Source organism: Actinokineospora sp. NPDC004072 (assembly GCF_053604195.1).
In genome coordinates this window covers 222646-243842 of record NZ_JBSGHB010000007.1, presented here as the reverse complement: position 1 = coordinate 243842, position 21197 = coordinate 222646, and the positions used below count along the sequence as shown (strand labels likewise).

Annotated in this window: 17 protein-coding genes; 5 read left to right on the top strand and 12 right to left on the bottom strand. The window is 72.7% G+C overall.

The window, feature by feature from the left end:
* Positions 1–54: 54 nt before the first annotated feature.
* Complete coding sequence (locus ACWEPX_RS13465; protein WP_451897420.1) at positions 55–765, bottom strand: DivIVA domain-containing protein; 711 nt, start codon at positions 763–765, stop codon at positions 55–57.
* Between the two features lie 95 nt (positions 766–860).
* On the opposite strand from ACWEPX_RS13465, the gene ACWEPX_RS13460 reads away from it, so the two are divergent.
* Positions 861–1313 (top strand): GNAT family N-acetyltransferase, encoded by a 453-nt coding sequence (locus tag ACWEPX_RS13460; protein WP_451897419.1) that lies wholly within the window; start codon positions 861–863, stop codon positions 1311–1313.
* A gap of 197 nt (positions 1314–1510) precedes the next feature.
* On the opposite strand, the gene ACWEPX_RS13455 is transcribed toward ACWEPX_RS13460, so the two are convergent.
* From ACWEPX_RS13455 to rsmD, 3 genes are read right to left on the bottom strand one after another with little or no spacing between them, the layout of a single operon-like run.
* Positions 1511–2623: a hypothetical protein gene (locus ACWEPX_RS13455; protein ID WP_451897418.1), complete on the bottom strand. Its 1113-nt coding sequence runs from the start codon at positions 2621–2623 to the stop codon at positions 1511–1513.
* A gap of 59 nt (positions 2624–2682) precedes the next feature.
* Positions 2683–3165 (bottom strand): pantetheine-phosphate adenylyltransferase, encoded by a 483-nt coding sequence (gene coaD / locus ACWEPX_RS13450; RefSeq protein ID WP_451897417.1) that lies wholly within the window; start codon positions 3163–3165, stop codon positions 2683–2685.
* 29 nt (positions 3166–3194) lie between these two features.
* Entirely contained in the window at positions 3195–3758 is a 564-nt protein-coding gene (gene rsmD / locus ACWEPX_RS13445) for a 16S rRNA (guanine(966)-N(2))-methyltransferase RsmD (RefSeq protein WP_451897416.1), read from the bottom strand.
* A gap of 140 nt (positions 3759–3898) precedes the next feature.
* On the opposite strand from rsmD, the gene ACWEPX_RS13440 reads away from it, so the two are divergent.
* The gene (locus ACWEPX_RS13440) at positions 3899–5971 is read left to right on the top strand and encodes a HelD family protein (protein WP_451897415.1); all 2073 of its coding nucleotides are present in this window, start codon (positions 3899–3901) and stop codon (positions 5969–5971) included.
* A gap of 24 nt (positions 5972–5995) precedes the next feature.
* On the opposite strand, the gene ACWEPX_RS13435 is transcribed toward ACWEPX_RS13440, so the two are convergent.
* Positions 5996–6634, bottom strand: a complete 639-nt coding sequence (locus ACWEPX_RS13435) for a hypothetical protein (RefSeq protein WP_451897414.1) — start codon at positions 6632–6634, stop codon at positions 5996–5998.
* A gap of 430 nt (positions 6635–7064) precedes the next feature.
* Between ACWEPX_RS13435 and ACWEPX_RS13430 the strand changes: the two genes are divergently transcribed.
* Positions 7065–8717, top strand: a complete 1653-nt coding sequence (locus tag ACWEPX_RS13430) for a helix-turn-helix domain-containing protein (protein ID WP_451897413.1) — start codon at positions 7065–7067, stop codon at positions 8715–8717.
* Here the strand turns inward: ACWEPX_RS13430 and ACWEPX_RS13425 are convergent.
* Together ACWEPX_RS13425 and ACWEPX_RS13420 are read right to left on the bottom strand one after the other, a co-directional pair.
* Positions 8689–9042, bottom strand: a complete 354-nt coding sequence (locus tag ACWEPX_RS13425) for a signal peptidase I (protein ID WP_451897412.1) — start codon at positions 9040–9042, stop codon at positions 8689–8691. The two genes, ACWEPX_RS13430 and ACWEPX_RS13425, sit on opposite strands and share 29 nt — an antisense overlap.
* A 58-nt stretch (positions 9043–9100) precedes the next feature.
* Entirely contained in the window at positions 9101–9853 is a 753-nt protein-coding gene (locus ACWEPX_RS13420; protein ID WP_451897411.1) for an ArsR/SmtB family transcription factor, read from the bottom strand.
* 59 nt (positions 9854–9912) lie between these two features.
* On the opposite strand from ACWEPX_RS13420, the gene dinB reads away from it, so the two are divergent.
* Positions 9913–11100 carry a DNA polymerase IV gene (gene dinB / locus ACWEPX_RS13415; protein ID WP_451897410.1) on the top strand — a complete coding sequence of 396 codons (1188 nt, stop codon included), beginning with the start codon at positions 9913–9915 and terminating at the stop codon, positions 11098–11100.
* On the opposite strand, the gene ACWEPX_RS13410 is transcribed toward dinB, so the two are convergent.
* The 5 genes from ACWEPX_RS13410 to ACWEPX_RS13390 form a co-directional block, all read right to left on the bottom strand.
* Positions 11101–11547: a hypothetical protein gene (locus ACWEPX_RS13410; RefSeq protein ID WP_451897409.1), complete on the bottom strand. Its 447-nt coding sequence runs from the start codon at positions 11545–11547 to the stop codon at positions 11101–11103.
* 14 nt (positions 11548–11561) lie between these two features.
* On the bottom strand, positions 11562–12206 hold the full coding sequence (locus ACWEPX_RS13405; protein WP_451897408.1) for a hypothetical protein: 645 nt from the start codon (positions 12204–12206) through the stop codon (positions 11562–11564).
* A gap of 102 nt (positions 12207–12308) precedes the next feature.
* Positions 12309–15686 (bottom strand): pyruvate carboxylase, encoded by a 3378-nt coding sequence (locus ACWEPX_RS13400; RefSeq protein ID WP_451897407.1) that lies wholly within the window; start codon positions 15684–15686, stop codon positions 12309–12311.
* 130 nt (positions 15687–15816) lie between these two features.
* Positions 15817–16620, bottom strand: a complete 804-nt coding sequence (locus tag ACWEPX_RS13395; RefSeq protein ID WP_451897406.1) for a discoidin domain-containing protein — start codon at positions 16618–16620, stop codon at positions 15817–15819.
* 1528 nt (positions 16621–18148) lie between these two features.
* Complete coding sequence (locus tag ACWEPX_RS13390) at positions 18149–19267, bottom strand: S8 family peptidase (protein ID WP_451897405.1); 1119 nt, start codon at positions 19265–19267, stop codon at positions 18149–18151.
* A 234-nt stretch (positions 19268–19501) separates the two neighbouring features.
* Between ACWEPX_RS13390 and ACWEPX_RS13385 the strand changes: the two genes are divergently transcribed.
* Positions 19502–20848, top strand: coding sequence for a hypothetical protein (locus ACWEPX_RS13385; protein WP_451897404.1), 1347 nt, complete (start codon positions 19502–19504; stop codon positions 20846–20848).
* Positions 20849–21197 lie beyond the last annotated feature (349 nt).

The window sequence follows — 21197 nt, the reverse complement described above, 5'->3', positions numbered from 1 at the left end:
ACAGTGCCGGACACGGCCAGACCAGCGTACGCGACGCGACGCCGGAGGCGAAATTCAGCGGTTGTAGTCGTAGGGGACCGCCCCGGCCGGGACGCCGCGCAGGTGCGTGCGGCCCTTGGCGACGGTGCGCAGGGTGTGGGTGAGCAGGTCCTCGAACTCGGCGAGCTTGGTGTCGACGTACTCGTCGCACTCGGCGCGCTGGCGGGCGGCGGCGTCGGCGGCGGCGTCCACGGTGCGCTGGGCCTCGGCCTGGGCGGCGGCGACCACCTCGGTCTGGGAGACCAGCCGCTGCTGCTCGTAGCGGCCCTCCTCGACGGCGCGCTCGTAGGACTCCCGGCCCGCCTGCAGCATCCGGTCGGCCTCGGCCTGGGAGCGGGCGACGAGGCTGTCGTACTCGGCGCGCCCGGCGGCCACCGCCCGGTCGGCCTCGGCGTGGGCGTCGGCGACCAGCCGCTCGGCGTGCGCGGTGGCCTCGGCGACCAGCCGCTCGGCCTCGGCGCGGGCGTCGGCCACCAGCCGCTCGGCCTCCATCGACGCCTTGCTGAGCTTCTGCTCGGCCTCGTGCTCGGCGCCGCCGATGATCTCGTCCTTGCGGTCGAGGACGTCCTGGGCGTCGTCGAGCTCGGCGGGGATGTTGTCGCGCACCTCGTCGAGCAGTTCGAGCACGTCGCCGCGGGGCACCACGCAGCCGGAGGTCATGGGCACGCCCCTGGCCTCCTCCAGGATGGTGACCAGCTCGTCGATGGCCTCGAAGACCTTGTACATCGACTCCTCCTCGCCGCGGCAGTCTCCCGGGGGCGATTCTGCCGTGGTCGCGGGGGCGCGGTGGGGAGATCGGCCGGGTGTGTCAGGCTCGGCCGGTGATCCGCACCGCAACCGCGGCCGACGTGCCCGCCATCGTCGCCCTCCTCGCCGACGACCCGCTCGGCGCGACCCGCGAGCGCCCCGGCGACCCGCGCTACGCGGCCGCCTTCGCCGAGATCGCCGCCGACCCCAACCAGGTGCTGGTGGTCGCCGAGGCCGACGGCGCGGTGGTCGGCACGCTCCAGCTGACCATCACCCCCGGCCTGTCCCGGCTGGCAGCCCGCCGCGCCACCATCGAGGGGGTGCGGGTCCGCGCCGACCAGCGCGGGGCCGGGCTGGGCCAGCGGCTGATCGAGTGGGCCGTGGAGCACGCCCGGGAACGCGGCGCCGACCTGGTCCAGCTCACCACCGACCGCGCCCGCCCCGACGCCCACCGCTTCTACGAGCGCCTCGGCTTCGTGCCCAGCCACGTCGGCATGAAGCTGGACCTGAGCGCCGCCGAACGGTGAAGCCTGGTCACGCCCACCGCATCTACGGCTCGGTCCAGTCAGTCGGGATGAGGCTGGATCTGAACGCCGTCGAGCAGTGGAGCCTGGTCACGCCCACCGCATCCACGAGCGGCTCGGCTTCGTGCCCAGCCCCACCGGCATGAAGCTGGACCTGAGCGCCGCCGCCTGGCAGTGAAGGTCGGTCGCGCGCACCGGCTTCAGCCGAGCAGGCGGGGGCCGGTGAAGGCGACGTAGTAGGGGATGTCGGTGGGGGCGCCGGTCGCGTCGTGGCAGCGGACCCGGATGCCTGCGCCGCTCCAGCCTGCGACGGTGCAGGACTCGCCGTCCCAGCCCGCGGCCTGGACGTGGACGGTGCCGGTGTCGAGGTCGACCCCGGTGAAGCGCATCGCGTAGTCGCCGACGCCCTGGCGGGTCGCGGTGGCCGTGCCTGCCTGGGTGACGTGCCGGTAGGCCGCGGCCGGGGTGTAGGAGGCGGCGGTGGGGTCGTGGGCGAGGGCGTAGGCGGACTGGTGGCCGTCGGGGTTGCAGCAGCCGGGCAGGCCCAGGAGGTTCGTGCGGTCGGTGAAGGTCAGGCTGAAGCGGGTGTCGACGGGTGCGCCCGCGCGGTCCGCGCAGCGGACGGTGACCTTGATCGTGGAGGTCGGGTTGGTCCAGCCGAAGCCGACCGCCGAGCACCGCTCCGGGCCGTAACCGTGGGCGGTGGCCTGCGCGTGCCCGCCGACGACGGCGTTGCCGATGCCGGGCAGCAGGACGTGGTAGGTGCCCCGGGCCGACCTGGTGACGGTGTTGGTCTGACCTGCGGAGTTGTACTGGTAGACGCCCTCGGCGGCGTAGTTGGCCGCGGTGGGGTTCCAGGCGTAGACGTAGGCGCCGGGGTAGGTGCGGCCGTAGTCGAAGCCCGCCCAGGTCGTGCGGTTGGTGTAGCTGGCGGTGAACCGGGTGTCGACCGGGGCGCCCGCCAGGGTGAAGCAGCGGACGCTGACGACCTGGTCACCGCTGGAGTAGGCCCACCCGCTGACCTTGCAGTGGTTGGCCGCGGAGCCGTAGGCGGTGGCGTGGGCGATGCCGCCGTGCTCGCCGAGGCCGGTGAACCGGACCTCGTAGACGCCGGTCGCGGCCCGCCTGATCGTGTTCAGCGCCCCGGTGGTGTTCATCTGGTACCGCGTCGACGGCGTGTACGACGCGGCCGTCGGCTGGTCCGCCCACACGTACCCCGCGCCCCGCGCGCCCGCGGCCTGGGCCGCGCCCGCCGGGACCAGCGTGCCCGCCACCACCGCGGCGACCACGGCCGCACCTGTGCGTCTGCGCATGTCCTCCCCTTCCGTCCCACTCGGTCGACAAGATCGACGCGCGCGGGGCGGGGAGGTTGTCAGCCGTTCTCGGCGAGCCTGCGCAGCAGTCGCTTGTGGACCAGCTCGGGCAGCAGGTGCGAGACGTCGCCGCCGCCCGCGGCGACCTCCTTGACCAGCGAGCTGGACAGGAAGCTGTTGACCGGGCTGGTCGGCATGAACAGCGTCTCCACGCCGGTCAGGCCCTTGTTCATCTGGGCCATCTGCAGCTCGTAGTCGAAGTCGCCCGCGACCCGCACGCCCTTGACGATCGCCCGCACGTCGTGGGTGGCGCAGTAGTCGACCAGCAGGCCGTTCCACGAGTCGACGCGCACGTTGCCGAGGTGGCCGGTGATCTCGGCGAGCAGGGCCATGCGCTCGTCCACGGTGAACAGCCCGCGCTTGTTCTTGTTGATCATCACCGCGACCACGACCTCGTCGAACAGGCCCGCGGCGCGCTCGAAGACGTCCAGGTGACCGTTGGTGGGCGGGTCGTATGAGCCGGGGCACACAGCGCGGGTCATGGGCGGACCGTAGCAGCCGGGACGGGCCGTCACCGGGTGGTGGTGATCACGGCCCAGTGCAGCTCGGTGTCCCCGTAGCCGCGGACCCGCTCCGGCGCGAACGCCGCAGGCCAGGCGGGCGGTCCGGTGCGGCGGTCGCGCTCGACGACGACCACGGCGCCCCCGGCCGCCCAGTCCCGCTCGACCAGTGCGGAGAGGACCGCGGCCAGCTCGGGCTGGCCCAGCGCGTAGGGCGGATCGGCGAGCACCAGGTCGTAGGGCTGCGGCGGGGGCTCGGCGAGCACGGTGGCGACCTTGCCCTGCCGGATGTCGGCGCCCGGCAGGCCGAGCGCGCGGGCGTTGTCGCGCAGCACCTTGACCGCCGTCCGGTCGGACTCGACCAGCGTGGCCAGCGCGGCGCCGCGGGAGAGCGCCTCGAAGCCGAGCGCGCCGGAGCCCGCGTAGAGGTCGAGCACGCGGGCGCCGTCGAGGTCCACGGCGGCCTCCAGGGCGCTGAAGAGGGCCTCGCGCACCCGGTCGGCGGTGGGCCGGGTGCCCCTGGGCGGCACGGCGAGCCTGCGCCCGCCAGCCACGCCCGCGACGATCCTGGTCACGGCCCCATCGTGCCCGATGCTCCACGTGGACCAGCCGCGCGGGTGACACGGGGCACAGTCGGCCACGCGGCCGATTCACCGGGTCGGCCGACCGCGTAGTCTCGCTTGTCCGGTCGGAATCGAGCAGGGGGGACAGCGGGGTGTCGGAGACCTCTGTCAGAGAGGCCGAGATCGCCGTAGAGCAGAAGCACCTGGACGTCGTCTACGCGCGGGTCGCCGAGATCCGCGACGACGCCGAGGACATGCGCGCCAAGGGCGACCAGCTCGCGCACGGGGCGCGCAACGAGGCCGTGTTCGAGCAGGCGGCGATGCTGTTCGAGCGCGACGTCATGGTGCGCCACGCGACGCAGATCCTGCGGACCCTCGACGCCGAGCACGAGGGTCTGGTGTTCGGCAGGCTCGACTCCACCACCGGCGAGACCCAGTACGTGGGCCGCCTCGGCGTGCGCGACGGCAACTTCGACAACCTCGTCACCGACTGGCGCGCCCCCGCCGCGGCCCCGTTCTACCAGGCCACCGCCGAGCACCCGATGGACGTGGTGCGGCGGCGGGTCATCCGCTCCACCGGCAAGCAGGTCGTGGACATCGACGACGACCTGCTGATGCCCGACGCGCGCGCGGAGAGCATGGCCGTGGTCGGCGAGGGCGCGCTGATGGCCAGCCTCACCCGCGCGCGCGGGGAGAACATGCGCGACATCATCGCCACGATCCAGAAGGAGCAGGACGTGGCGATCCGGGCCCCGTGGCGCGGGGTCACCGAGATCACCGGCGGGCCGGGCACCGGCAAGACGGCGGTGGCCCTGCACCGGGTGGCGTACCTGCTCTACCGCGACCGGCGGCGGATGGGCGGCAGCGGGGTGCTCGTCGTCGGCCCGTCGCCCGCGTTCACCTCCTACATCTCGCGCGTGCTCCCGTCGATGGGCGAGGACAGCGTCGAGCTGCGCTCGCTCGGCGAGGTGCTGGACGGGGTCAAGGCCGTCCGCAACGACCCGGCCGAGGTCGCCGCGGTCAAGGGCTCGCTGCGGATGCGCCGGGTGCTCAAGCGCGCCATCCGCGACGCGCCCGCCGACGCCCCCGACGAGCTGCGGATCGTCTACAAGGGCCAGGTGCTCAAGCTCGACGCCCGCGAGCTGGCCGCCGTCCGCCGCTCCGTCCACAACGGACGCCGCCCGCCGAACCAGTCGCGGGTCGACGCCGCCGAGGCGCTGCTGGAGGCCCTCTGGCGCAAGGCCGACTCCTTCGGCGACTTCCCCGCGACCCGCGCCGAGCTGCTCACCGACCTCGGCGAGCGCCTGGACTTCCACCGGTTCGTCGTCGTCTGGTGGCAGCTGCTGACCCCGCTGGACGTCCTGCGCTCCCTGGGCAACCGCCGCCGCCTGGCCGCCGCCGCAGGCAAGGTGCTGACCCGGCACGAGGTCGACCTGCTCGCCGACACCTGGGCCGACCTGCGCGACCCGTCGGTCGCCGACGTCGCCCTGCTCGACGAGCTGCGCATCCTCCTCGGCAAGCCCCCGCGCCGCCGCGGCCGCAAGCACCCCGACCCCGAACCCCGCGCGAACTACGACGAGTACGCCCACATCGTGGTGGACGAGGCCCAGGACCTCTCCCCCATGCAGTGGCGCATGGTCGGCAGGCGCGGCCGCTACGCGAGCTGGACCGTGGTCGGCGACCCGGTCCAGAGCTCCTGGCCGGACCCGGACGAAGCCCGCCGCGCCCGAACCGCCGCCCTCGGCGGCCCCACCACCGAACACCGCCGCTTCGCGCTGCGCACGAACTACCGCAACTCGGCGGAGATCTTCGCCCTGGCCCACAAGGTCGTCGCCGACATCGCAACCCCCGAGGAACTCCCCCACGCCGTCCGCAGCACCGGCCAGGAACCCCTCATCGAGGTGACGACCCCCGACGCCCTCACCGACACGATCATCAAGGCGGTGAACACGCTGCTGGCGGACGTCCAAGGCACCGTAGGCGTCATCACCTCCGCCTCCCGCGCAGCAACCACCCGAGCCGCAATCGCCACCTTGTCCAACGACCGCATCAAGGTCGTAGACGGCTTGGAATCCAAGGGCCTCGAATACGACGCCGTAGTCCTAGCCGAACCGGACGAACTCGTCACCGAATCCCTCACCGGCCCACGGACTTTGTACGTAGCCCTGACCCGAGCCACCCAGCGCCTCACAGTGGTCACCACCAACCCAACCTGGCCCAGCTAGCAACGCGCCATCCCACGCAAAGGGTCACCTGGCACAGAAATCGGCCGAGGTCAAGATGGTGGTCTCCTGGAGTTCTCGGGTGAGTTTGGCGGCGAGCATCCATGGCAGCAGCGGGTGACCATGGGCGAGCGCCGCGTTCTCGTCGAGGAGATCCGGGGGACGGGTGGCGGGGCCGGGGGCGAACAGCAAACCGTTGACGCCGTTGATGGGGTGGGCGGCTACGCGCATGAGGGTGTGGCGGCCGGTGGAGAGGGCGGGGCACAGGCGCAGGGCGAGGCGGGCGCACGAGGCGCAGACGGGTGGTTCGGCGACGAGTGCGCTGTGGGGCCAGCTGTGGTCGCGGGTGATCGTGTCGGTGACCAGCCAGAGGGTGCCGTGGTCGTTGCGGTCGGCTGGGTGGGCGCAGACCTGGCAGAGCAGACGGGCCATGCAGCGGCGTTGGCGGAGCGGGTGGATGCGGGCGTAGAGGGGTTTGCCGGAGCCGTGGGCGAGGCCGGCGCGGTCCCAGAGGATTCCTCGGGTGTCGCGGTCGCCGAGGACTTCGTCGCTGTACTGGATCCCGGTGCCGTCGGGGTTGACGACCACGGGCGGGTGACCGATGTCTTCGTTGCTCCACCTGGCGACGTAGGGGACGGGGAAGCGGGCTTTGCGCGCGGTGGTCATCGCCGTGCCCGGCAGAACGCGCGGCGCAGCCAACCAATGCGGGTGTGGTTGCGCGGACTTCCCAGGCGCTGGGCGATGGTGCGTTCGTGGCGCCAAGTGGCGGTGTAGCGGAGGCAGGACGGGCAGCGCGGTTGGGGTGGGTCCTGGGAAGCGGCGGGTAGGGCGGTGGTGCCGCACGCGGTGGCGTAGGCGCCGGTCGTCCCGATCATGTGGGTGCTCGCGTGGTCGCGGCCGTCGGTGCAGGTGAGCCAGATGACCGGTGGCCTGCGAGACCGCTGGGTCGAGGGGGTGGTGTCCATTGTCTTGCCCCGAATCGGCTGGTCGGTGACCGGCGATCGCTGGTCGGTGTGGTGACCAGTTAGGGCTGTGACTAGGTAGGTGAGCGTGCCTGTGGACCGGTTCCGTCACCTTTCCGCTGCGCTCTGTCAACATGGGCGTGGAGGTGGTGGTGATGGGCCGGGAGTCGGCGGCCGTGGTGGAGCTGCGGAAGGAGTTGGGCAGGCGGTTGGCTGCTTGCCGGAAGGCCGCGGGGATGTCCCAGGCCAGCGTGGCGGCGCGGGTGTTCGTTGATCGGACGCGGCTGGCGCATCTGGAGAACGGGCGGGGGCAAGCGGACGAGGCGTTCTGGCGCAGGGTGGATGAGGTGTTGGGGGCGCGGGGGCTGTTGGTGGACGCGGACCGGGAGTTCCGGGCGGCGAAGCGGGTGCGGGACGGGCAGTGGGAGGCGGCTGAGCTGGCGGCGGTCGCGGAGCAGTTGGAGGGGTGGCGGCGGAGCGGGTTGCTCGGGGATGTGGTGGAGGTGGAGCCTGCGGGGTCGGCAGTGGAGTGGGTGGATCGACATGGCGGGTTGGCGGTGGGGACTGCGCGGCGGCGGGTGGCCGAACTCCTGGCAGATGGAGCGCGGGGGCGGTTGGTGGCGGCGGCTGCCGGGCGGGCACGGGTGGGGCGGTCTCGGGTGGCGGCGGCGCTGGGGGCGTTCTACGGGGCCAACGGGGGTGGGTATCGGGCGTTCTCGGCTGAGGTGGAGGGTGTTGAGCTGGTGACCAGCGTGGCGACCCGGGACGAGTGGGTCGGGGCGAGTGCGGCGTTGGACGCGGAGACCGATCAGGTGCGGCTGGCAGGGGTGCGATCGGACGCGGTGAGGTTGGCCGGGCGGGGGCTGGACCTGGCGATTCGGCGGGTTGCCGAGGCTGAGGCGGGAGCGGTCCGGCTCGCTGATCAGCCGTTGTACCGGTTGGTCGGGGTGGACCTCGATGGCGGAGCGGTCCGGGGTGAGGTGGGGATGGGGTCGTTCCTGGAGTACGCGCTGACGCTGGACCTGCTGGAGTCCGAGTTGGCCGACGCGCTCGCGTCGGGCCAGGCCGTGCGAGCCGGAGCGTTGCCGCTTCGGCGCACGTACCTGCCGGACTGGGCGGCCGTGACGGCCATCGGGGACCGGCTGACGGCCGGTGGGGTGTTGTCGTTGTTCGCGGTGGCGCGGCCTGCCGATCCATTCCGCGGGCCTGCCGACTACGCCGTGCTGGTCCAGCAGAGGTCCCCGCACGTGGTGAACGGGTCGGGTCGGCTGGCGGTGGTGCCGAAGGGGTTCCACGGGCCGCTGACGGACTACCGGGCTGACGCGCGGATCAGCGCGACGCTGCTGCGGGAGTTGGAGGAGGAGCTGTTCGGGCGCGGCGATGTCGATTCGACGCGGGGGCCGCAGAAGGCGGCAGCGCCGATGCACCCGAGCCGGTTGTCCGAGCCGATGAAGTGGCTGCTGGACGGGCAGCGGATGCGGATGGAGTGCACCGGGTTCGGGCTGAACCTGGTCAGCGGCAACTACGAGTTCGCGTGCCTGACCGTGGTGGAGGACGAGGAGTTCTGGGCGCGGTTCGGTGGCGCCGTCGAGGCGAACTGGGAGGCGTCGGGGCTGCGGATGTACTCCACACTCGACCGGGAGCTGCTGGCCGAGCTGGCGCGGGACGAGGCTTGGAGCAACGAGGGCCTGTTCGCGTTCCTGCTCGGGCTGCGCAGGCTCGGCGAGATCGGTGGGACGAGGGCCGACGCGCCGTCGATCAGGTGGACGACGGCCAGCGGACGGTGACCACCACGGAGTCCGCCAGCGCCTCCCACGAGTGGTCGATGCCCGCGCCCCACATGATGTAGTCGCCCTGCCGCGACAGCACCTTGCCGCCTTCGGTCAGGTCCACGCGGAACTCGCCGGACACCAGGACGACCAGCGTGGTCCGCTGGTCGTCCGACGTCCACCCGGGCCGCTTGTCCCCGGCGGGGTGGTTGGCCCACTTGACCTCGACATCCCCGGTTGCGCGGGGGCCACCTTCGGCGGGGTCGATGAAGTGGCCGACCAGCCAGCCGCGCGTGCCGGTGGTGTCCTCGTCCGCGTTGCCCGCCGTCCAGCCGTTCGTCACCTGCGGATCTCCCGTTCGATCGGTGGACTGCGAAGCGGCCGGACCAGCGGAACCGATCTCACCCGCCGTACATCAACGACCCGGGCGTGGTCAGGGTCGATCCTGTCTCCAGCCACGTCTTCAGGCCCGACAGAATCATCGGCCAACCCCCGTACAGCTGATCATTGGCCCCCTCCCGCAGTTCGCCGTGGGTCAGCGTGAGGCGGCAGGAGTCCTGCACCTGCTCGATCTCCCAGGTGACGCGGGAAACCCCCTCCGCCCGCACCTCCTCGCTCCACAACGCCTGGAGGGTGTGGACCAGGAGGTGGGGCGGGTCGGCGGCGAGGACTTCGCCGGTTCCGAGGACGCCTGCTCCCGGGTGGCGCATCTCCAGCTGCGACCCCACCGACCAGTCGGTGCTGAACCGCACGCCGAACTGGTACTTCTCGCGGATCTCGCTGGTGGTGATGGCCTCCCACAGCCGCTCGGGCGTGGTCTGGATGTAGATCTCGAAGACTCGTTCCACGGTGCGCTCCAATGCCGTCTTGAGCCCGGTCAGGCCTGCGGCCCACGGCTCGGCGTACTTGCTCACCCAGCGGTCGTGGATCAGGCGGATCGGGATGGGGTTGAGGTAGTGGACCTTCTCCCGGCCTCGGCGCTTCGTGACGACGAGGCCGGCTTCTTCCAGGAGTTTCAGGTGCTTCATCACGCCGAAGCGGGTCATCGGGAGGCGGGATTCCAGCGCGCTGAGGGTTTGGCCGTCTTCGCGGTGCAGCTCGTCGAGCAGGCTGCGTCGGGTTGGGTCGGCCAGGGCCTTGAACACCTCGTCCACGCCGACGAGGTTACGTGACCAAAAGGTCACGTGTCAATCCAGTCACCAGATGCGAACATATGTTCGTGTCCACTGAAGGCCCCATCCTGCACGCCGACCTCGACGCCTTCTACGCCTCCGTCGAGCAGCGCGACGACCCCCGCCTGCGCGGGCGGCCGGTGATCGTCGGCGGCGGGGTGGTGCTGGCGGCGTCGTACGAGGCGAAGGCGTGCGGGGTGCGCACGGCGATGGGCGGGCGGCAGGCCAAGGCGCTGTGCCCGCACGCGGTCGTCGTGCCGCCGCGGATGTCGGCCTACGCCGCCGCGTCCAAGGCCGTGTTCGAGGTCTTCAAGCGGACCACGCCGCTGGTCGAGGGCATCTCCATCGATGAGGCGTTCCTCGACGTCGGCGGGCTGCGCAAGATCGCCGGTCCGGCCGGGGAGATCGCCGCCCGGCTGCGGGCGGAGGTGGCGGGCGAGGTCGGGCTGCCGATCACCGTGGGCGTCGCGCGCACGAAGTTCCTGGCCAAGGTCGCCTCCGGCGTCGCCAAGCCGGACGGGCTGCTGGTCGTCCCGCACGACGGGGAGCTGGCGTTCCTGCACCCGCTGCCGGTCGAACGCCTCTGGGGCGTGGGCAAGGTGACCTCGGCCAAGCTGCGCGACCACGGCATCGGCACCGTCGGCCAGGTCGCGGCGCTGTGCGAGGCGGAGCTGGTGGCCATGCTCGGCCGGGCGGCGGGCAGGCACCTGCACGCCCTGGCGCACAACCGCGACCCGCGCCCGGTCGAGGTCGGGCGCCGCCGCCGGTCCATCGGCGCCCAGCGGGCCCTGCGGTCGCGCAGCCGCACCGAGCTCGACGCCACCCTGGCCGCCCTCGCCGACAAGCTGGCCCGCAGGCTGCGCCGCGCCAACCGCGCCTGCCGCACGGTCACCCTTCGGCTGCGCTTCCCCGACTACACCCGCGCGACCCGCTCGCGCACCATCGCCGAGGCGACCACCGACACCGCCCTCATCCTGAGCACCGCGCGCGACCTCTTCGCCGCCGCGTGGCCCAGGATCGCCGCCGACGGGCTGACGCTGGTCGGCCTGGCCCTGTCGAACCTGGAGAACGCCGACTCGGTGCAGCTGGCCCTGCCGTTCGAGCGCGGCGGGCCGGTGCTGGACTCGGCGCTGGACAGCGTGCGGGACCGCTTCGGCGCGGCCGCGGTCACCCGAGCCGCGCTGCTCGGCCGCGACCCGGGCGTCTCGGTGCCGCTGCTGCCGGACTGATCAGATGTAGCGGCAGGCCTCGTACATGGCGTCGAAGAGCTTGTCCATCTCCGCCTCGGCGGTGCCGGAGGGGGCGTCGACGTACTTCTTCGCCGCCGCGGTGCAGCTGGCGACCTCCTCGCGCTCGGACTCCAGAGTGGACTTGCGGTCCTCCTGGGCGTCGAGGTCGTCGACGGCGGCGCGGGCCTGCTGCTCGGCCGATTCCAGGCCGTCCTTGGCCTGCTCGACCTCGCGCTCCTTCTCGACGACGGCGGCGGCCGCGCGGTCGGCCTCGGCCTGCTCGCCGAAGTACAGCACGGTGAACACGCCCGCGGTGATGGCGAGCAGCGCGGCCAGCACGGCCAGCACGACGACCGGCGTCTTGCCCTTGGCGGCGGGCTGCTGCTGGGCGGGCTGCTGCTGGGCGCCGCCCCACCCGGCGACCTGCTCCGGTCCGGGGAAACTCATCGGGGACTCCTGGCTCAGCAGTTCTGGAACATGAGTTGGACGGCCGAGCGCAGCTCCTCGTCGGTGCCGGACTCGGCGGCGATGAGCGTCTGGCGCACCTTGTCCGCGCACCGGCGCAGCCCGCTGATCTCGCTCTTCAGCACGTCGGCGTCCTTGCCAGCCGCATCGGCCTTGGCCGCGGAGTCGGCCGCGGACTCCTTGGCCTCCTCGGCCTTCTTCTGCGTCGAGACCAGCTCGCCGCTGAGCCCGGAGAGCTTGTCGTTGTGCGCCTTGGCGTCATCGGCCGCGCCCAGCCACAGGAACAGCATCACGCCCGCGGCGGCCGCGAACACGACCAGCGCGGCGGCCAGCGCCACGACCGCCGTCCCGGCCTTGCGCTTGGGCTGCGCGCCCGGATAGCCCGGCTGCGCGGGGAACGCGCCGGAGCCGGGATTCTGCGCCGGGAAGGCGCCCGAACCCGGGGTCTGCGCCGGGAACCCGCCGGAGGTCGGGGCCGGGAACGGGCCGGAACCCGGGTTCTGCGCGGGGAACCCGCCCGAACCCGGGTACGACCCCGTCCCCTGGTAGGGCGATGCGGGGAACCCACGTGGCGGGGTGGGTTCCCCGGCAGGGGAAGGCTGGTATCCCGGCGGCTGGTGGCCGGGCGGCTGGTCGGTCATCTCTCCCCCACCGTGGTGGCTTGTCGGGCACCGGAGTGTAGCGAGCGGCGCCGCGCGGGATCCGGGAAAGCGACGAACAGCCGCCAGACCGACCAGCAACCGTTACGACGAGAGCTCGACCAGCAGATCCCCGCCTTCGACCTGCTGCACCCCGCCGATCGCCAGCCGCGAGACGGTGCCCGCCCGGGGCGCGGTGATCGCCGCCTCCATCTTCATCGCCTCGATGGTCGCCACCGTTGCCCCCGCCTCGACCGAATCGCCCTCGGCGACGGCGAGGGTGACCACGCCCGCGAACGGCGCCGCGATGTGGTTGGGGTTGCCGCGGTCGGCCTTCTCGGCCGCGGGCGCGTTCGACGCGACGGAGCGGTCGCGCACCTGCACCGGCCGCAGCTGGCCGTTGAGCTTGGCCATGACCGTGCGCATGCCGCGCTCGTCGGGGTCGGACACCGCCTCGATCTCGATGAGCAGGGTGACGCCGCGGTCCAGCGGGACGGCGTACTCCTTGCCGTGCTCCAGGCCGTAGAAGAAGTCCTTGCTGGCCAGCACGCTGGTGTCGCCGAACTGCTCGCGGTGGGCCAGGAACTCCTTGGTCGGCGCGGGGAACAGCAGCCGGTTCAGCGTCGCGCGGCGGTCCTGGGCCAGGCCCGCGCGGTCGTCCTCGGTCAGCTCGACCATGCCGCGCCGCGGCGGGCGGCCTGCCAGCGCCTTGGTGCGGAACGGCTCGGGCCAGCCGCCCGCCGGGTCGCCCAGCTCGCCGTGCAGGAAGCCGATGACCGAGTCGGGGATGTCGAAGCGGCCCGGCTCGTTCTCGAACTCCTTGGGGTCCACGCCCGCGCCCACCAGGTGCAGCGCCAGGTCGCCGACGACCTTGGACGACGGGGTCACCTTCACCAGCCTGCCGAGCATGCGGTCGGCGGCGGCGTACATCGTCTCGATCTCCTCGAAGCGGTCGCCGAGGCCGAGCGCAACCGCTTGCGTGCGCAGGTTCGACAGCTGCCCGCCCGGGATCTCGTGGTGGTACACGCGCCCGGTCGGCGAGGGCAGGCCCGCCTCGAACGGCTGGTAGACCTTGCGCACGATCTCCCAGTACGGCTCCATGTCGCCCACGGCCTGCAGCGACAGCCCGGTCTCCCGGTCGCTGTGGTCGGTGGCGGCCACGATCGCCGACAGCGACGGCTGCGAGGTGGTGCCCGACATCGACGCCACCGCCCCGTCCACCGCGTCCACACCGGACTGGATGGCGGCCAGGTAGGTGGCCAGCTGCCCGCCAGCGGTGTCGTGGGTGTGCAGGTGCACCGGCAGGTCGAACTCCTTGCGCAGCGCCGTGATCAGCCGGGCCGCCGCGGGCGGGCGCAGCAGGCCCGCCATGTCCTTGACGGCCAGCACGTGCGCGCCCGCGCCGACGATCTGCTCGGCCAGCTTCAGGTAGTAGTCCAGCGTGTAGAGCTGCTCGGCCGGGTCGGACAGGTCGGCGGTGTAGCACAGGGCCACCTCGGCGACGGCGGTGCCGGTCTCGCGGACGGCCTCGATCGCCGGGCGCATCTGCTCGACGTCGTTGAGGGCGTCGAAGATGCGGAAGATGTCGATGCCGGTCTTGGTGGCCTCCTGCACGAAGGCGTGGGTCACCTCGGTCGGGTACGGGGTGTACCCGACGGTGTTGCGCCCGCGCAGCAGCATCTGCAGGCACAGGTTCGGCACGGCCTCGCGCAGCGCGGCCAGCCGCTCCCACGGGTCCTCGGCGAGGAAGCGCAGCGCCACGTCGTAGGTCGCCCCGCCCCAGCACTCCAGCGACAGCAGCTGCGGCAGCGTCCTGGCCACGTGCGGGGCGACGGCCAGCAGGTCGCGCGTGCGCACCCGGGTGGCCAGCAACGACTGGTGGGCGTCGCGGAAGGTGGTGTCGGTGACGCCGACGGCCTTGGACTCGCGCATCCAGCGCGCGAAGCCCTCCGGGCCCAGCTCCACCAAGCGCTGCTTGGACCCGGCGGGCGGCTCGGCGGCGAGGTCCACCGCGGGCAGCTTCTCCCGCGGGTCGAGCACCTTCGGGCGCTCGCCGTGCGGGCGGTTGACGGTCACGTCGGCCAGGTAGGTCAGCAGCCGGGTACCGCGGTCGGCGGAGTGGCGCGCGGTCAGCAGGTGCGGGCGCTGCTCGATGAACGCCGTGGTGACCCGGCCCGCGCGGAAGTCCTCGTCGTCCAGCACGGCCTGCAGGAACGGGATGTTCGTGGCCACGCCGCGGATGCGGAACTCGGCGATGGCCCGCTTGGCCCGGCGCACGGCGGCGTCGAAGTCGCGGCCGCGGCAGGTGAGCTTGACCAGCATGGAGTCGAAGTGGGCGCTGACCTCCGCGCCCACCGCGGTGCCGCCGTCGAGGCGGATGCCGCCGCCGCCCGGGGAGCGGTAGGCGGAGATCTTGCCGGTGTCCGGGCGGAAGCCGTTGGCGGGGTCCTCGGTGGTGATCCGGCACTGCAGGGCCGCGCCGCGCAGGTAGACCACGTCCTGGGACAGGCCGAGGTCGGCCAGCGTCTCGCCCGCGGCGATGCGCAGCTGCGACTGCACGAGGTCGATGTCGGTGACCTCCTCGGTCACCGTGTGCTCGACCTGGATGCGCGGGTTCATCTCGATGAACACGTGCTCGCCGCGGGTGTCGAGGAGGAACTCGACGGTGCCCGCGTTCTTGTACCCGATGTGCTTGGCGAACTTCACCGCGTCGGCGCAGATGCGGTCGCGCAGCGCCGGGTCGAGGTTGGGCGCCGGGGCGATCTCGATGACCTTCTGGTGGCGGCGCTGGAGCGAGCAGTCGCGCTCGTAGAGGTGGATGACGTTGCCTTCGCCGTCGGCGAGGATCTGCACCTCGATGTGGCGCGGGTCGACGACGGCCTGCTCCAGGAACACCGTGGCGTCGCCGAAGGCCGACTCGGCCTCGCGCATCGCCGCCTCCAGCGACTCGCGCAGCGCCTTGGACTCCTCGACCCGGCGCATGCCGCGCCCGCCGCCGCCCGCGACGGCCTTGACGAACACCGGGAAGCCGATCTCCTCGGCCGCGGCGAGCAGGGCGTCGACGTCGGTGGACGGCGCCGACGAGCGCAGCACGGGCAGCCCGGCCTCGCGCGCGGCGGCGATGGCCCGCGCCTTGTTGCCGGTCAGCTCCAGCACGTCGGCGTCGGGGCCGACGAAGGTGATGCCCGCCTGCGCGCACGCGCGGGCCAGCTCGGGGTTCTCGGAGAGGAAGCCGTACCCGGGGTAGACGGCGTCGGCCTCGGCCTTGCGGGCCGCGTCGATGATCGCCTCGACGGACAGGTAGGCGCGCACGGGGTGGCCGGGTTCGCCGATCAGGTAGGCCTCATCGGCCTTCATCCGGTGCGGCGAGTTGCGGTCCTCGTGCGGGAACACCGCCACCGTCCCCGCCCCGAGTTCGTACCCGGCCCGGAACGCCCGGATGGCGATCTCACCGCGGTTGGCGACGAGCACCTTGCGGAACATGCCCGACTACCTCCAGCTCCCTAGGGTTCGGTCGCCGGAGGTTACCGCGATTGTCCCGCCAATCGGGAGGAACGTCCCACGTGACGGGCACTACCCCCGCCGATCCCCGCCTGCCTGTTGACAGCCCGGTTCAGCCTGCCGGACGACCGGTCACCTCGTGCACCGCCAGTGGGGTGTGCGGCACGATGCGCACCCGGGGCGCCCGGCCCCGCGGCAGCGGGAGCTCGGTGTACGGCCCGGCCAGCGCGCCCACCGTGCGCCACCCGCCCCCCATTCTGACCTGCACCTGCCCACCCCGCTCGGTGTCCGCGCCCGCCCGCACGACGACGGCGGACGCCGAACTGGGCAACGGCAGCTCCACCGGCTCGCGTGTGACGGTGAACACGGTCGAGGGATCGCCGTCGTCGGCCTTGCACGCGACGACTGAAAGCTCCCGGACGACCAGCCAGTGGGCCTGGTCGGCGGTCGAGCGCAGGCGCAGGTACCGGATGTCGGCGCGCACGCGCACGTCGTGCTCGGGCCGGTCGAGCCGGGCGGCGACGTACCAGGCGCGGCCGTCGGCGGAGAACTCCAGGACGCCCTGGTGGAGGTAGTCCCCCGGCCGATCAGGCTTGCCGAGCGCGATCCGGACTCCGTGCACCCGACGCAGGCGTCCGAGGTCGACGGTGACGGCGGAGTCCTTCGTGGCCGGGCCTGCGCTCCAGTAGTAGGTGTCGGGGTCGCCGTCGGCGGCCAGGGCGACGTCATGGCCTGCGACGTAGCCGAGCGTGCTCGACACGGTGAGGGGTGCGGCGGCGTACGCGGAGTCGTAGGCCCTGATCGCGGCCCGCACGAACCCCCGCTGCGCCTGCGGAGCCGCCGCCCCGACCAACGCCAACCGCGCCTGCCACGCCCGGGCGCCGTCGCCGGTCAGCAGCCGCACAGCCTCCCGCACCACCTCCCCCTCAACCCCCAACTCCGTCCGGATGACGAAATCCGCCTCAGCCCCCACCTTCGCCAACCCCCCACCCCGCCCCCGATACGCCTCCCACACCCGAACCAACACCACCCCCACCCGAACCGCAGCCCCCCGCCCCCGCCCAAACCCCGCTGCAACCGTCCCCCCACGCGACTGCCCAAACCCCGCCTCAACCGCCTTCCCTCGCGGCTGAGCGAACCCCATCCCAACCGTCCCCCCACGCGGCTGGCCAAACTCCACCCCAACCGCCTGCCCCCGCGACTGCCCAAACTCAGCCCCTACCGTCCCCCCACGCAACTGGGCAAACCCCACCTCAACCGCCTGCCCCCGCGACTGACCGAACTCCGCCTCCACTGCCTGCCCCCGCGACTGACCGAACTCCGCCCGAACCGCCTTCCCTCGCGGCTGGGCAAACCCCATCCCAACAGTCCGCCCACCCGGAGTGCCAAACCCCGCACTCACTGTCTCCCCAACACTCCGCCCACGCGCGGGGGCAAACCCCGCCCCAACCGGGGGACGAACCGCCCTTTCTTTCCAGGCTACGCGGGATTCGGGTTTGTCAATAGGGGTTTGCAACGGGCTGTGGATAACGTGCGTGGCGATGAATGGAATGGCGAAGGCGATTGCGGCCAGGCACGTGGTTATTCGGCCAGGACCTTGGGGCACAGCGGTCCCTCCGAGGTGTGCGGCACGCACCCGACGGCCGGGCGCACGCCGCATCCTGGCAAGGGCGCGGCGGGTTGACCAGCTCCGTCACCCATTTGGACTCGGTGGGACGGCGGGGGTGCAGCGGGGGTGAGCTGGGCGGACGCGCGTCCCGGCGGTGCGGGGAATGTGCCGGTGGAGAAGTTCCGGTGGGGGGGCGCAAAGGATCTTTGCGCGGGCAGCCCCGGCGGCAGCGGCAGCCAGTGCTGACGATCTGGAGCAACGCGGCCCGCGCCCCAGGCCGAGGCGGCGGAAGGCGGCACGTGGAGAGGCTTGGCTGGCGACCGGCGCACGGGAGCGGCAAACGAAGGCGGCCTGCGCCCAGGTCGGGGCGGCGGAAGGGCGACACGTGGAGGGGCCTGGCGACCCGGCATACCGGAGCGGCAACAAGGGCAGCCTGCGCCCAGACCGAGGCGGCAGAAGGCAGCACGTGGAGGGGCCTGGCGACCGGGCGCACGGGAGCGGCACAAGAAGGTGACCTGCGCCCAGCCGGGGAGGCGGAAGCGGCACGTGGAGGGGCCTGGCGACCCGCGCACCGGAGCGGCAACAAAGGCGGCCTGCGCCTAGGCCGGGGCGGCAGAGGGCGGTACGTGGAGGGTCTTGGCTGGCGAGCGGCGCGAACGGGGGCGACGGGCGACAACGAAGGTGGCTTGGGGCGGCGAGACCGCACGGGGAGTGCGGACCGGGTGGGCGGGCAAGGGCGACGGCTACGCCTGCGTGGCTTGGAGCGGCGGGATCGTGCGGGGAGTGCGGGGCTGCGGGCCGGGGCTGGTGAGCGTCCCGGCCCGCAGGGGAACCGCTAGCGGCGGAACGGGCCGGTGTAGAGGATCTTGTCGGGGGAGCCGGGGGGGAGGTTGCAGACGCCGGGGCTGGCGTTGCGGACCAGGGCGGCTTGGACCTTGGCCGGGGTGGCGTCGGGGGCCAGGGCGAGGACTAGGGCCGCGGCGCCGGTCGTGTGGGCGGTGGCCAGGGACGAGCCGGAGATGGTGTTCGTCGCGGTGTTGGAGGTGTGCCAGGGACCGGGGATCGACAGGCCGGGGGCGTAGATGTCGATCGCCGGGCCGTAGTTGCCCTGGGAGGCGGCGCAGTCGTCGCGGCCGATGGCGGCGCTGGTGATGGCCTCGGTGACCCGCGCGGGCGAGAAGTTGCTGGCGGGCTGGCGGGACGAGCCGGAGGTGACCGAGTAGGTGATGCCTGCGGCGATCGAGCGGCGGACGGCGTCGTCGAGGGCCTGGTTGGCCGGGCCGCCGAGGCTGACGTTGACCACCGACGGGCCGGTCGCCGTGCGGGTGATCCAGTCGATGCCCGCGATCACACCTGCGGTGGTGCCGGACCCGGCGTCGTTGAGGACGCGGACCGGGACCAGCTTCACGCGCTTGGCCACGCCGTAGGTCGTCGCGCCCACCAGGCCCGCGACGAAGGTGCCGTGCCCGTTGCCGTCGTTGGGGTCGGTGTCGTTGTCGATGAAGTCGTGGCCGCCGCTGACCCGGCCCTGGAATTCCACGTGGTCGGCGCGGATTCCGGTGTCGAGGATGTAGGCGGTGACGTCGGGCGCCGCGGTGTTGTAGCGGTAGCGGGCGTCCAGCGGCAGTGTGCGCTGATCGATGCGGTCGAGCCCCCACGGCGGGTCGGGCTGCTCGCCGTAGGCGCGGACGGGGGTGTCGGGCACGACGTAGTCCACCGCGGGGTCGGCGGCGTAGGCCCGGGCCTGGGCGGCGGTGAGGGCGGCGGAGAAGCCGTTGAGGATGCCGAAGCGGTGGTGGACGACGCCGCCATGCGCCTGGGCTGCGACGGCGCCGGGTTTGAGCACGACGATGTAGTCCCCGGTGGGCGCGGCGTGCCCGGACGGGGTGAGGACGGCCGAGAAGGTGAGGACGCCTGCCGCGAGCAGGGACAGGCGGTGCAGGGTTTTGGCCATGATCCCTGTCTAGGAGGCGGGCGCGGAACCCGGCAATCATCCCCAGTTGCCACCGAACTCGACGGCGGCTCAAGTTGTCGGCATGATCAATTGTCCGGGGCGGAATTAACCGTGATGTCAGATTAACTACTCCAGGTGACCCACTATGGTGGGTCAATGCCCTCAGATGACGTCGAATCCCCTGATCGCCTTCCGCACTTCGACACCGTTCTCCGGGGGTATAACCCCCGTCAGGTGAACGAGCGGGTCACCCGTTTGACGTATGACCTGCGGCACGCGACGAAAGAGCGCGACGACGCGGCGGCGAAGGTCGCCGAACTGACCAAATCCCTCGGCTCGCTGCAGCAGCAGCTGCTGGAGACCACGACCCGGCTCAACCGCATCTCCGCCAACCCCAACAGCACGGAGGGCATGACCGAGCGGGTCCGGCTGATGATGCAGCTGGCCGAGGAGGAGATCGCCGAGTTCAAGCGCCAGGCCGACGAGTACGGGGCCAACACCCGCGCCGAGGCCGACGCCTGGGCCGCGGCGCACCGGCAGGAGGCCGAGGCGGCGGCGGCGCGGATCAAGGCCACGGCGGAGGAGCAGGCCGCCGAGACCGGGCGCAGCGCCGAGGCGTACGCGGCCAACGCGCTGAAGAAGGCCGACGAGCAGGCCGCGGCGATGCGGGCGGCCGCGGAGAAGGACGCCGCCGAGCTGCGCGCGCAGCACGAGCGGATGCTGGCCGAGCTGGAGCAGCGCCGGGCCCAGCTGGAGGCCGACTACAAGCGCAACCACGAGCAGCTCGACGCCGAGTACGAGCAGATGCGCACGACGCTGGCCGCCGAGCACACCAAGCTGATGGCCGACTCGCGCGCCGAGATCGAGGCCCACACCAAGGCGAACGAGGCGCGCATCGCCCAGCTCGACGCCGACGCCGCCGCCGAGCGCAAGCGCCTCGACGACGAGGCCGAGCAGCGGCGCACCGAGGCCGAAGCCGCCTCCGCCGCGGCGATCGAGGCCGCCCGCACCGCGGCCGAGGAGTCCCTGGCCGCCCGCATCGCCGAGGTCGACGCCGACCTCGCCGCCCGCCAGGCCGACGCCGACGCCCGCATCACCGCGCAGCTGGCCGACGCCGAGCAGAAGGCCGCCGCCCTCATCGCCGACGCGCAGAAGCAGAAGGCCGACACCGAGGAGAAGCTCGCCGAACTGCGCAAGACGACCGACGAGCAGATCGCCGCGCAACTCGCCGAGGCCGAGCAGAAGGCCGCGGCGCTCGTCGCGGAAGCCGAGCAGCGCAAGGCCGACACCGAAGCGGCCGTCGAACGCACCCGCGCCGAAGCCGAGGCCGAGATCACCGCAGCCCGCGCCGAAGCCGACTCCTACGCGGCCCGGGTGACCGCCGAAGCCGACGCCAAGCTCGCCGAGGCCAACGACCGCCACGCCGCGGCCGCGGACTACCACGAGCGGATCTCGGCCCAGGTCACCAATGCGTTCGCCCTGCTGGAGGAGGCCAAGCGCCACTTCACGCCGGAACAGCAGAAGCCTGCCAAGAAGCCCGACCAGCAGCGCAACGGCACCCCCGCCCGCGCCTCCCGCTGATCACCCCCGGCGGGCCGTGGGGTCACCCCCCAACGGCCCGCCGCAGGCAGGCGCCCCTCCCCCACGCGCGCAACTGCGACGCTCCGGCCACCCGCCACAGGGCAATGCGCAACAGGACGGGCAGCCCCACGGGCCAGCCGTCAGCGCCGCCGGGTTCAGGCGCGAGGCGAGCAGGAACCGGGCCTCAGCGAGCGACAGGGCGGACGGCATCCGGCGATACCCCACTGGGCAAGGCTCAACCGGACCGACAGCGCCGCCGGACGGCCGTCAGCGCCGCCGGGTTCAGGCGCGAGGCGAGTAGGAACTGGGCCTCGGCGAGTGGCAGGGCGGATTGCATCCGGCGATTACG